Raw genomic sequence first — 11,465 nt, forward strand, 5'->3', positions numbered from 1 at the left:
CGGCGTCGGTCGTCGACGAGATCACCGAGCCGTCCGCCGGGTCCATGCGCACCGGGGCGGCGTAGGTCCCGATCGGTCGCCCGGCGGCGGAGCCGACCATGAAGTAGCCGGTCCACAGCTCGCCGCCCACGAACGACGGCTCCCAGAACAGCGCTTCGCCGGCGCCGCCGAAGCTCCGGGCCCAGGCCGCCTGCCCGTCGACGGTGGCGAACGCCCGAACGTCGGTCCTGGTGCTGGTGCCGGTGAGACCGCCGGTGACGACGTAGACGTGGTCGCCCCGGACCAGCGGCTCACCCGCCTTGGCGAGCAGATCCGTCGACCACGCCTGGGTCAGCGATCCGGCGTTGGCGACGGTGAGGGTCGCCTCCGAGGTGTTGTGGCGCGTGTGGCCGGCATCGAAGCCCACCTGCAGCCAGCAACCCGACAACGACACGCTCGCCAGCACAAAGCCGGCGAGCAAGCTCAGCATCCGCCTCATGACATCCCCCCACGAGATCGCCTTCCCCGCTGGCGATGCTAGGAGACTGCGACCGGTTCTGGGCGCTGCGACCGGCGGCGGGCATACTCGCTGGTCGTGGAGCGACGAGCGACGGAGGGGGTGCGTCCACGCTGGCGGGGGCGGGCGGCACGGGCGTGCTTCGTGGCCGTCGTCGTGGTGCAGGTGGGCTTCGCTCTCAACGGCTACCGCGAGCCCCACAAGTTCTTCGCCTTCCAGCCGTTCAACGAGTCGAGCACGTGGAGCGCCGAGATCGTGCGGGTGACCTGGGACGACGAGCGGATACCGGTCGAGGAGCGCTGGGGCGACGGCGCCTACAGCTGGGACACCCTGGTGGACATGGCCGCGCTCCGGCATCCCGAGCGGCTGCGCCACGCCTACATGGGCGTCGGAGCGACGGTCGACTTCCTCGACGATGCGCTCGACTGGGTCGCCACCCACACCCCCGCCGACCACCAGACCCGGTACCTCGAAGCGGACGTCACCTACTACGAGAACACCCGCGGGCCGCAGCACACCACGCTGCGCAGCGTGGAGCGAGAGCGCGAGCGCGGGCCCGCATGACCAGCGTGTTCGACCGGACCGGCAGCGTGCGGGCGCTCGCCGTGCTCCGCATGGTGCTCGGCGCGGTGACGGTGGTGCACCTGGCGCCGTTCCTGCGCGACGCCCGGAACGGGATCCACTACGACGACCACTTCTGGGAGCCGTACTGGTCGGGCATACCCAAGCTGCCCGGCGAGGTGTGGGCCGTGCTCCTGTGGGTCGGCGTGGCGTCCGCCGTCCTCATGGCCTGCGGCATCCTCACCCGGCTCACGACGTCGGTGACCTTCCTGGTGGTCGCCGGGAACCTCCTGGTCAGCCAGACCCACTTCCGCCACAACCGCACGTTCCTGACGATCCTGCTCTTCGGTCTGGCGCTGCTGCCCACGGGACGGGTCCTGTCGGTGGACGCCTGGTGGCGCCGGCTCCGGGGCCGACCGGCACTCCCCGACCAGGCACTCCTGTGGCCGCTCTACCTGCTCCGTACGCAGGTGTCGCTGGTCTACCTGGCGTCGGGGATCAGCAAGCTGGTCGACCCGGATTGGCTGGGCGGGATCGTCCTCTGGGACCGGGTCGTGCGCTACCAGTACCACCTCGAGCCGACGCCGCTGCCCGACTGGGGCATCGACTTCCTCACCTGGCGGCCTCTCTACCTGCTGGTCGCCCCGGCCGCGATCGCCATCGAGCTGTTCGTGGGGCTCGGGCTGTGGTCGGCGCGCACCCGGCTCGCCGCGCTGTGGCTGGGGATCGTGTTCCACCTGTCGATCGAGGTCAGCGCCAGCGTCGAGGTGTTCAGCCTCGCCGCGATCGGGGCGCTGGCGATCTGGGTCACCCCGTCGACCCGTGACCGCGTCCTCCGGCTGCCCGCCGGGTCCCCCGTCGCCGTCGTGGTGCGAGCGTTGGACTGGTTCGGCCGGTTCCGCATCGAGCCCGAGCCCGGGCCCGGGGACGCCGGGTTCACCGTGGTCGATCGTGACGGCTCGGTGCTGTCGGGGCGCGAGGCTGTCGGCGTCGTGCTGACCCGCCTGCCGTTGACCTTCCCGTTCGCCGCTCCCGTCGTCGCGGTCGGCGCCCTCCGCGCCCCCCGCACCCCCGTCGCCGCGGCGGTGCGCACGCCGTGAGCCGTCGCCGGATCGTCGGGTCGACCGCCGTGGTCTGGCTGGTCGGGTTCGGAGCGCTGCGCCTCAGCCTGCTGGCGCCCGAGGTCTGCCCGCCGCTCACGGACGCACGCGCCGTGGATTCCGCCGCCGCCGGCGGCGAGTGGATCGCCGCGGGCCAGCTCCGCGACGGCCGCTACCTCTACGAGTACGACCGGGCCGAGCAGGCACCCATCCCCGGGTACAACATCGTGCGGCACGCCGGGGTCACCATGTCGCTCTACCAACTCGCCGACGCCCGGGCCGACGAGGATCCGACAGCCGGCCGCGCCACCCTCGCGGCCGCCGACGAAGGACTGGACCACATGCTCGACCGCCTCGTTCCCGCCGGCGACGGCCGGGCGTTCGTCGAGCGGGGCGCGCCGACGGCCCGCCTCGGCGCCAGCGCACTGATGGCCGCCGCGCTGGAGGCCCGGCGCGACGCCACGGACGATCCGGGCTACGACCGCGAGCTGCGGGCGCTCGGGCGGTTCCTCGCGGGCCAGATCACCCCGAGGGGCCAGGGCCTGGAGGAGCTCGACCTCGACACGGACGCCCCAATCGCCGGCGTGACCTCCCGCTACGCCACCGGTGAGGCGGCATGGGCGCTGGCCCGGCTGCACACCCTGTTCCCCGGCGAGGGGTGGGACGAGCCGGCCCGGCGTGTCGCGACCTACCTGGCCACCGAGCGGGACGAAGCCGAGGGCCTCGACTTCCCGCCCTGGCCCGACCAGTGGGCCGCCTACCTGCTGGCCGAGCTGGCACCGACCGGCCTCACCGAGGTGCAGGCCGACTACGCCCGGGCGTTGGGCGAGCGCTTCGGGATGCTGATCCGCTCCGAGTCGCAGAAGGACAGCCGGCCGCACGTCGCCGTCGACCCCCGGGCTCGGGCCGCCGGCCTCGGGGTCTGGTTGGAGGGGCTGGCGTCGATCAGGCGGGTCGCGGAGGTCGACGACCGGCTGGCCGACATGCGCCCCGCTCTCGCCGACCGGCTGGAGTGTGGGGCCGGGATCCTCGCTGACCGCCAGGTGACCGACGGTCCCGAAGAGGTCCGGGGCGCCTGGTTCCGCGACGACATCACCCGCATGGACGACCAGCAGCACGCGCTCACGGGCCTGCTGGCCTCGGTCGGGCTGCTCGAACGGGCGGGCACATGAGCACGGCGCTGCTGATCCTGCTGGTGGCGGCGAACCCGATCGCGGTCGCCGCCGAGCTCCGCGGCCGCGTGGACCGCCGGGTGCTGGCGGCGGGCCTGGCCGCGACGGCCCTGCTGGCGGTCGTGCTCGCGGCGGCGAGCGAGGCGCTCCTCGACGTGCTGTCGGTGACCGCGCCGACGTTCCGCGTCGCGGCCGGTGCCGTGCTGCTGACGGTCGCCGCCAAGTGGGTGGCGCTCGGGCCGCGGCGCCTCCCGCCGGAGGACGCGCTGCTCAGCCGCGACGACGCTGACGACGGCGACCCGGGCCCCTGGTCCGGGCTGGTGGTGCCCCTGCTGATCCCGGTGCTGGTCTCGCCGCAGCTGGTCATGGCCAGCATCGCCTTGGGCGCCGACGAGGGTGTCGGCGCCGTAGCGGTCGGCGCCGTCGTGGCCCTGGGCCTCTCCGGCGTCGCGACCCTGCTCCACCGGGGACGGCCGGCGCTCTGGTCGATCGGCGTCCGCTTCACCGGCCTGCCCACCGCCGCGCTCGCGCTCGGCATGATCGTCGACGGCGTGAAGACGGTCTGATGGACGAGACGAACGGCGAGACGACAGACACGACAGCGGCGGTCAACTACAGCTCGTACCTCGCGCTCGACGAGGTGCTCGGGGCGCAGCGGCCGCTGTCGGACGAGCACGACGAGATGCTCTTCATCGTGATCCACCAGGTGTACGAGCTGTGGTTCAAGCAGCTCCTGCACGAGATCGGTCACCTCCAGGGGCGGCTCGACGCCGGTGACACACCGCACGCGCTGCACACGCTGAAACGGGTGCTCACGATCCTCAAGGTCGCCGTGGCGCAGATCGACGTGCTCGAGACCATGACCCCGCGCCAGTTCCTCGGGTTCCGGAGCCGCCTGGAGGCGTCGAGCGGCTTCCAGTCGGCGCAGTTCCGGGAGCTCGAGGCCGTGCTCGGGCGCCGCGACCCCCAGGTGGTCGAGCACTACCCGGCCGGCAGCGCGGCCCGTGAGCGGATCGCCACCGCCATGCGCCGTCCCTCGCTGTTCGACTCGTTCCTGCGCTACCTGGCCACCCAGGGCTACGACGTGCCGTCGGGCGACATCCAGCAGGTGCTGCTCCGCGTCTACCAGGACGACGGCGAACCCGCCCAGGTGGCCGAGCGGCTCGTCGACGTCGACGAGGGCGTGCAGGAGTGGCGCTACCGGCACGTGAAGATGGTCGAGCGCACGATCGGCAGCCGGCCGGGCACCGGTGGGTCGCCCGGCGTGGCCTACCTGCGCACGACGTTGTCCCGACCGGTCTTCCCCGAGCTGTGGGACGTCAGGAGCAAGCTGTGATGCCGACACCGGCGCCGTACCCGACCCCCACCTCGACTCCCCTCACCACCGCCGACCTCCGGGCCACGCCCAACGCCCTGGCCCCGCACTACCGCCGCTTCGGGGTCGACGACCGGCTGGTGCTCACCGGGCACTCCCACCAGGCCTGGCCCGACGTCGCGCTCGAGGGCCAGATCGAGGCGTTCGACGACGCCGCGGCCGCCCGGGACGACAAGTGGGACCGGGCGATGACCAAGGCCGAGGAGGTGCGGGACGGGTACCGGCGGCTCCTCGGCGACCCCGACGGCGAGATCGCGCTCGCCGCCAGCACCCACGAGCTGGTGGTCCGGTTCCTGTCCGCCCTCGACCTCCGCCACCGCCGGCCCCGGGTCGTCACGACGGGAGGCGAGTTCCACTCGCTGCGCCGCCAGCTCCTGCGGCTGGCCGAGGAGGGCGTGGAGGTGGTGTGGGTCGACGCCGAGCCGGTCGACACGCTGGCCGAGCGCCTGGCCGCCGAGGCCGCCGCCGACGAGCAGACCCTCGCGGTGCTGGTCTCGGCCGTGCTGTTCGAGACGTCCCGCATCGTGCCGGGCCTCGGCGAGCTGGCGGCGACCTGCGCCGGCCTGGGGGTCGAGCTGCTGGTCGACGCCTACCACGCGCTCGGCTGCGTGCCCTTCCCGATCCACGAGCTGGGGCTGTCGTCGGCCTGGGTGGTCGGCGGAGGCTACAAGTACCTCCAGCTCGGCGAGGGGAACTGCTGCCTCCGCCTCCCCGACCACGCGGCCGAGGTGCGCCCGATCCTCACCGGGTGGTTCGCCGAGTTCGGTGCCCGCTCCCAGGCGCAGCCGCAGGGTGGGCCGGTGGGGTACGCGCCCGGGGCGGAGCGCTTCGCCGGAGCCACCTACGACCCGACCAGCAACTACCGGGCGGCCCGGGTGTTCCGGTTCTTCGCCGAGCAGGGCCTGACGCCGGCGCTGCTCCGGGAGTCGTACCTCCACCAGGTGGCCGTGCTGGCCGAGGGCTTCGACGCCCTCCAGGTCCCCGACACCCTCGTCACCCGCGACCGGCACACGCCGCCGACCGGCTTCGGCGGGTTCCTCGCTCTGGAGTCACCCCACGCCGACCGCCTCGACGCCGAGCTGCGCCACCGCGGCGTCGCCGTCGACTGCCGAGGCCGCTACCTCCGCCTCGGCCCCGCCCCCTACCTCTCCGACACGCAGCTAAAGGCCGCGGTCGGCGTCCTCGCCGAGTCGATCACCGCCCTCTGACCCGCGACTCCCGGTCGGGTGATCGGGCCAGGGGATCGCGGCGAAGGCGGCGTGCAGCTTGGCGGCGCGGGTCGGGTTGCCGGCCGCGACCCAGGTGATGCGGCCCTGTAGGTGGGCCCGGAAGTCGTGGTGCCCGGCGCGGTTGGCGGCCTCGGGGCCGGAGCGGGCGGCGTCGTGGAGGACGGCCCGCAACTGGTCGTACTCACGACGCGGCACGTTGAGGCCGGCGTTCACGACGAGACCGGTCACCGTCTGGCGCTGGGCGGCCGTCCGGATGCGCGTCTTGCCGGCGTGGAGGCGGTAGCCCTCGTCGCGCACGATCGACTCGACGAGGCGCACGAAGCGCCGGCTGCCCCGCAACAGGTCGGCGTCACCGGAGAAGATCAGGTCGTCGACGTAGCGGGAGTAGCGCCCTTCGAAGCCGCGGGCGAGCTGGTAGAGGCGCCGGTCGAGGCGGAACATGCAGAGGCCTGCCAGCGACGACGACGTGGGCGCACCCTGGGGCAGGTGGGGGCCGGCGAGCCGCGTGAGCGCCCGGCGGTGGCGCTCCGACGCCGACCGTGGAGCACTCCGCAACACGGCGCGCGGCGTGACCGTGGTGCACAGCGCGGCCAGGTGGTGGGCGACGGGTTCGGGGTAGCCGAGCCAGCGGAAGACCCCGTAGACCCGGCCGACCGTGGTCGACGCGAAGAACGCCTCCAGGTCGCAGCGGATCACCACCTGCTTGCCGACGTGCAACTCCGCGAAATCATGAAGCGATCGCCCCGATCCAACCGATCCAGACGCCTGAGCCCAGTCCTTGGGCGCCCGATCGAGGATCCCGTGCAGCACCTGGCGCTGCAGGTCCTTCAGCTCGTGCTTGGGGGCCTCGATCAGGCGGCTCGACCCGTCGGCCTTGGCGACCCAGCGCCGCCGGTAGTGCCGCAGCCGCTCGTCGCTGGCGGTGCGCTCGAAGGACCGCCGGTCGGCGAACCACTCGAGGTGCGCATCGGTGACGCCGAGCCACGCCGCCAGGTCGGGCACGCCGTGGAGCACCGGCCACGGGAACCGGCGCGGCGGCCACGGCGGCGGGGCCATCTCGGTCGGCGCCGCCATCCACACCCGCACCTGCAGCGGGCGGTCGGGGTCGCGGCTGGCCGTGTCGAACAGGTCGCAGGCGTCGACGAACCGGGCCAGCTCGCGGGGCCGGTCGGCGGGCCGCTCCCGGTAGGCGTGGAAGACGACCCGGGCGAGGTCGGCCAACCAGCGGCGGCGGTCGCCCAGGGCCCGCTTGCCCCGGCGCGCCATCGCGTCGGGATGCCACTCCCCGGCGAGGAACGCCCCCGCCAGGGCCGTCGCCGCGGCGGCCCGAGCCGGCAGCCTCGCCACGTCGCCTCAGCGCCCGGCGGACGGAAGGGTGCGCGGCAGCGCGGACCGACCAGCCCTCTCGTGCGTGCGCGGTTGTGCAGCGGAGTGCACTTGGGCGCATGCGCTGTGTCGTTGCTGGACCATCGTCTCGCCCCCGGGGGTACCCCGGAGAGGTCGACCACGACGTCGAAACGTCGCCCGACCAGGCTCGGTCCGCGCTGCCAGCACGGCGGAGACCCTAAGGCACGTCGTCAGGCGATGGCGGCGCGGCGGCCCGACCACCAGCGGAGGGCAGCGGCGATGAGGACGAACACCACGGCGATCCCGAGGCTGGTGACGACGATCGAGGCGACGGACTCCTCGTCGGGGTCGAGGAAGGGGTACGGGTACCAGTCGACGATCGGGCCGCGGACCATCGTGTAGGGCAGCCACACGAAGGACAGCAGGAGCCAGCTCGCCGCGGCAGCCGTCGTCGGACGCCGGCGGGGCGGGTCGACGAGCCAGTCGACGAGCCCGAAGATCGGGGCCACCGTGTGGAGGACCAGGTCGACCCAGCGGAGCGTCACGTCGACGTCGGCGGACGCCGGGGCCAGCAGCACGGCGTACACCAGCCCGGTGGCGACGATCCCCAGGGTCGCCGTGCCCCGGATGGCGCCGAAGCCGTCGGCGTCACGCAGCAGCGGCCGGGCCACCAGCCCGACCAGCACCACGACCAGCAGCACGTTGCTGATCACCGTGAAGTAGCTGAAGAAGTTGGCGGCGCTGAACGTCGGGCGGTCCGAGCTGTGGTCGTACTGCGCCACCGTCGCCACGACGATCGCCGCCGCCATCGCCGCTCGCGCACAACGTAGGGCGGCAGTCACGCAGAGACAGTACCGGGGCCGACGGTCACCAGCCCGCCCGTAGGACCGACTCACCCCGAAACTTCGACCGTGGTGGTCCTATAGCGACCACTCCTGTCGAAGTTTCGGTGAGGGCGGGCGGGTGTCACGACGCCAGGGCCCGCCGGAGACGGGCGGCGGGGTCCTGGTGGTAGAAGTCGCGGAGGACCTCGTAGAGGGCCGGCTTCTCGGCTTCGAGCTCGACGGGGCGGGCGAAGAAGACCTCGGTGGCGACGGCGAAGAACTCGCCCGGGTTGACCCCCGCGTACGACCACAGCAGGTGCCCGCCCCGACCCGCCCGCAGGAGCCGGTACTCGGCGGTGCACACGGCGATCCACCGCTGCCGGGCCGCGGCCGTGGGCAGCGGGGGCGTGCCGTCGATCATGTTGTCGAGCATGTCGAGCTTGTGGGCGAACTCGTGGACGACCACGTTGTGGCCCCGGTCGGGGTGGCGGGCGTCGGCCCGGGCGGCGTCCCAGGCGATCATCACCGGCCCCCGCCGGTCGCTGGCCTGGCCGAGGATCGGCATCGGGGCGTCGGTCATCACGCCACGGGCCGGGCCCGGCCGAGGGCCCCGCTGGGTCATCGTCGTCGGGTGGACGATGATCGACCGCACGTCCCGGTAGGAGTCGACGTCGAGCCCCAGGATCAGCAGCGCGGCCTGGGCGGCGACCACCACCAGGATCTCGTCGGTCAGCGCGAAGCCCCGCGCCGCCTCCCAGCGCTTGCGGGCCAGCAGGTACTCCATCAGCTCGCCGAGCCGGGCCCGCTCGCCGGGATCCAGCACGTGCCAGTGGGCCACGGCCCGAGCCGAGCGCTCCTCCCAGTCGGCCGGAAGCCGCTGGGACCGTGACCTACTCCGGCGCAGCACGCCGCCCATGCTGCCACCCCTCGACTCAACTCCCACGGAGTCGGGTATCTGACGGCGATGACCACCGAGAGCGCCGACGTCGTCGTCGTCGGCATGGGACCGGGCGGCGAGGCCCTGGCCGGCGAGCTGGCCGAGGCAGGGCTCGACGTCGTCGGCATCGACCGGGAGCTCGTCGGCGGCGAGTGCCCGTACTGGGGCTGCGTGCCGTCGAAGATGATGGTGCGGGCCGCCGACGCGCTGGCCGAGGCGTGGCGGGTGGCGGGCCTGGCGGGCGACGTCACGGTGAAGCCCGACTGGACGCTCGTGGCCCAGCGCATCCGCGACGACGCCACCGACGACTGGGACGACACCGCGGCGGTCGAGCGCTTCGAGGGCAAGGGCGGCCGGTTCGTCCGCGGCCAGGGCCGCATCGTCGGCCCCGGCCGGGTGGCGGTGCGACCGGTCGAGCTCCGCCGGGGTCCCGGCAGCAGCGACGGCCGGGAGGAGTCGGTCCGGCCCGAGGGCGACGGCGAGGAGCAGGTGATCGAGGCCCGGCACGCCCTCGTCGTGGCGACCGGGACGCGGCCGGTGGTGCCGCCCGTCCCCGGCCTCAAGCAGGTGCCCTACTGGACGAACCGGCAGGCCATCGAGGCGGCGGAGCCGCCGGCGTCGCTGGTGGTGCTGGGCGGCGGGGCGATCGGGGTGGAGCTGGCCCAGGTGTACGCCCGCTTCGGCGTGGCGGTCACGGTGGTCGAGTCGGCGGAGCGGCTGGTCGACCACGAGGAGCCCGAGGCCGGCGACCTCCTGGCCGAGGTGTTCGACCGGGAGGGCATCGCCGTCCACACGTCGGTGAAGGCCACGTCGGTGCAGGGCAGCACGACGTCGGTGGCGTTGGAACTGGCCGACGGCCGCACCGTCGAGGCCGAGAAGCTGCTGGTGGCCACCGGCCGCCGCTCCGACCTGGCGGCGATCGGTGTCGGGGCGCTGGGTCTCGACGAGGGCGCCCGGGCCCTGGAGGTCGACGAGAACCTGCGGGTCACCGGCGCCGACGAGGTCTGGGCGGTGGGCGACGTCACCGGCCGGGGCGCCTTCACCCACGTGGCCATGTACCAGGCCCGCATCGCCGCCGCCGACATCCTGGGCCACGGCCACGCCCCCGCCGAGTACCACGCCCTACCCCGGGTCACGTTCACCGATCCCGAGGTCGGTGCCGTCGGCCTGACCGAGTCGCAGGCCCGGGAGCAGGGCATCGACGTGCGGACCGGCCTGGTGCCGCTGCCCGAGGTGGCGCGGGGCTGGATCCACAAGGCCGGCAACGACGGGTTCATCAAGGTGGTGGCCGACGCCGACCGGGGCGTGCTGGTCGGGGCCACCACCGTCGGGCCGAGCGGCGGCGAGGTGCTGGGCCTCCTGGCGCTGGCGGTGCACGCCCGGGTGCCGGTCGACGTGCTCCGGCGGATGATCTACGCCTACCCGACGTTCCACCGCGGGATCGACGACGCGCTCCGCCAACTGCCCTCCTGACCCCGACCCCCGATCGGTTGACAGCTGGGCCAGGATGGCGGGGTTGGGAAACAGGATGGGGAGAGCAAAATGACGGACTTCACGCCCGAGAACATGACGGTCGCGAACGGCCCCAAGCCCTTCGCGCCTCGGGCTGACGACTTCGGGATGGGATCGGGCCGGCCGCCCGCGTCGAACCAGCAGACGGGTGCCCCGAGCCAGTCGGACACTGGCACGACCTCGACGCAGACCACGACGCCGGAGACCCCGGCGACGCCGAGCGCCACACCGGCGACCCCGGCGACGGCGGCTCCGGCCCACGCCCAGGCTCCGACCACCACGGCGCCCGAGGTGAAGGGCCGCATCGAGGTCGCCGACGAGGTGGTCGAGAAGGTGGCCGGTCTCGCCTGCATGGAGGTCGAGGGCGTCGCCGACCTCGGTGGCGACATCGAGCGGGCGCTGGAGAGCGTCCGGGACAGGATCGGCATCGGCAACAAGCGGGGCGATCAGGGCATCAAGGCCAAGATCAACGGCCGCGAGGTGTCCATCGACGTCACGATCATGATCGAGTACGGCCACGTGGTGATGGAGGTGGCCCGCAACGTCAAGAACAACGTGGCGAGCCAGACCAGCCGCATGCTGGGCCTGAAGGTGGTCGAGGTGAACGTCACCGTCGACGACGTGAAGCTGCCCACGCCGGCCAAGAAGGAAGAAGAGGTCGACGACGACGGCCTCGTCACCATCGAGGGCTAGGGGTCATTATCGCAGTGTGCGAGGCCGCGGCCAGGAACGCCTGACGTCGGTGCCGCACGGTCGTTGCGGCGCCGACGAACCGAAACGGTCGACCGGCGCCGCACCTACCGCCCGGCCGACACACGCAGCGGCGCTGACGAACCGAAACGGTCGCTCGACACCGCAACGATGGCGACAGCCCGACAACACCACCGGGGACCCGACCGAGGCTGAGGAAGC

12 protein-coding genes are annotated in these 11,465 nt (G+C 73.3%); 8 read left to right on the forward strand and 4 right to left on the reverse strand.

Annotated features, from left to right (window positions below; all coding sequences use genetic code 11):
- A partial coding sequence (locus tag VK611_25850) for a hypothetical protein (GenBank protein HMG44785.1) occupies positions 1-469 on the reverse strand: 469 nt, incomplete at its 3' end.
- Positions 470-574: 105 nt separating this feature from the next.
- Here VK611_25850 and VK611_25855 point away from each other — a divergent pair.
- The 6 genes from VK611_25855 to VK611_25880 are packed head-to-tail and all read left to right on the forward strand — an operon-like array spanning position 575 to position 5,912.
- Complete coding sequence (locus VK611_25855) at positions 575-1,060, forward strand: hypothetical protein (GenBank protein HMG44786.1); 486 nt, start codon at positions 575-577, stop codon at positions 1,058-1,060.
- Entirely contained in the window at positions 1,057-2,157 is a 1,101-nt protein-coding gene (locus VK611_25860; GenBank protein ID HMG44787.1) for an HTTM domain-containing protein, read from the forward strand. The genes VK611_25855 and VK611_25860 overlap by 4 nt, the downstream gene beginning before the upstream one ends.
- Positions 2,154-3,329, forward strand: coding sequence for a hypothetical protein (locus VK611_25865; protein HMG44788.1), 1,176 nt, complete (start codon positions 2,154-2,156; stop codon positions 3,327-3,329). Before VK611_25860 ends, VK611_25865 begins: the two co-directional genes overlap by 4 nt.
- On the forward strand, positions 3,326-3,895 hold the full coding sequence (locus VK611_25870) for a MarC family protein (protein HMG44789.1): 570 nt from the start codon (positions 3,326-3,328) through the stop codon (positions 3,893-3,895). The genes VK611_25865 and VK611_25870 overlap by 4 nt, the downstream gene beginning before the upstream one ends.
- Positions 3,895-4,665: a tryptophan 2,3-dioxygenase family protein gene (locus VK611_25875; protein ID HMG44790.1), complete on the forward strand. Its 771-nt coding sequence runs from the start codon at positions 3,895-3,897 to the stop codon at positions 4,663-4,665. The genes VK611_25870 and VK611_25875 overlap by 1 nt, the downstream gene beginning before the upstream one ends.
- Entirely contained in the window at positions 4,665-5,912 is a 1,248-nt protein-coding gene (locus VK611_25880; protein HMG44791.1) for a hypothetical protein, read from the forward strand. Before VK611_25875 ends, VK611_25880 begins: the two co-directional genes overlap by 1 nt.
- On the opposite strand, the gene VK611_25885 is transcribed toward VK611_25880, so the two are convergent.
- The 3 genes from VK611_25885 to VK611_25895 all read right to left on the reverse strand — a co-directional run bounded on the left by VK611_25885 (position 5,865) and on the right by VK611_25895 (position 9,020).
- Positions 5,865-7,280 carry a reverse transcriptase family protein gene (locus VK611_25885; protein HMG44792.1) on the reverse strand — a complete coding sequence of 472 codons (1,416 nt, stop codon included), beginning with the start codon at positions 7,278-7,280 and terminating at the stop codon, positions 5,865-5,867. The genes VK611_25880 and VK611_25885 overlap by 48 nt on opposite strands.
- 230 nt (positions 7,281-7,510) lie before the next feature.
- On the reverse strand, positions 7,511-8,122 hold the full coding sequence (locus VK611_25890; GenBank protein ID HMG44793.1) for a Pr6Pr family membrane protein: 612 nt from the start codon (positions 8,120-8,122) through the stop codon (positions 7,511-7,513).
- 124 nt (positions 8,123-8,246) lie between these two features.
- The gene (locus VK611_25895) at positions 8,247-9,020 is read right to left on the reverse strand and encodes a M90 family metallopeptidase (GenBank protein HMG44794.1); all 774 of its coding nucleotides are present in this window, start codon (positions 9,018-9,020) and stop codon (positions 8,247-8,249) included.
- A 48-nt stretch (positions 9,021-9,068) separates the two neighbouring features.
- On the opposite strand from VK611_25895, the gene VK611_25900 reads away from it, so the two are divergent.
- Together VK611_25900 and VK611_25905 are read left to right on the forward strand one after the other, a co-directional pair.
- Entirely contained in the window at positions 9,069-10,514 is a 1,446-nt protein-coding gene (locus VK611_25900) for an NAD(P)/FAD-dependent oxidoreductase (GenBank protein ID HMG44795.1), read from the forward strand.
- Between the two features lie 69 nt (positions 10,515-10,583).
- Positions 10,584-11,246: an Asp23/Gls24 family envelope stress response protein gene (locus tag VK611_25905; protein ID HMG44796.1), complete on the forward strand. Its 663-nt coding sequence runs from the start codon at positions 10,584-10,586 to the stop codon at positions 11,244-11,246.
- Positions 11,247-11,465 lie beyond the last annotated feature (219 nt).

This window comes from Acidimicrobiales bacterium, assembly GCA_035316325.1.
Classification (GTDB): domain Bacteria; phylum Actinomycetota; class Acidimicrobiia; order Acidimicrobiales; family VFJN01; genus DASXTK01.

Excerpts from the sequence above, each read along its gene's own strand:
- VK611_25900 (HMG44795.1), top strand. The coding sequence starts at position 9,069 with ATGACCACCGAGAGCGCCGACGTCGTCGTCGTCGGCATGGGACCGGGC.
- VK611_25860 (HMG44787.1), top strand. The coding sequence starts at position 1,057 with ATGACCAGCGTGTTCGACCGGACCGGCAGCGTGCGGGCGCTCGCCGTG.
- VK611_25880 (HMG44791.1), top strand. The coding sequence starts at position 4,665 with ATGCCGACACCGGCGCCGTACCCGACCCCCACCTCGACTCCCCTCACC.
- VK611_25875 (HMG44790.1), top strand. The coding sequence starts at position 3,895 with ATGGACGAGACGAACGGCGAGACGACAGACACGACAGCGGCGGTCAAC.
- VK611_25870 (HMG44789.1), top strand. The coding sequence starts at position 3,326 with ATGAGCACGGCGCTGCTGATCCTGCTGGTGGCGGCGAACCCGATCGCG.
- VK611_25905 (HMG44796.1), top strand. The coding sequence starts at position 10,584 with ATGACGGACTTCACGCCCGAGAACATGACGGTCGCGAACGGCCCCAAG.
- VK611_25895 (HMG44794.1), bottom strand. The coding sequence starts at position 9,020 with ATGGGCGGCGTGCTGCGCCGGAGTAGGTCACGGTCCCAGCGGCTTCCG.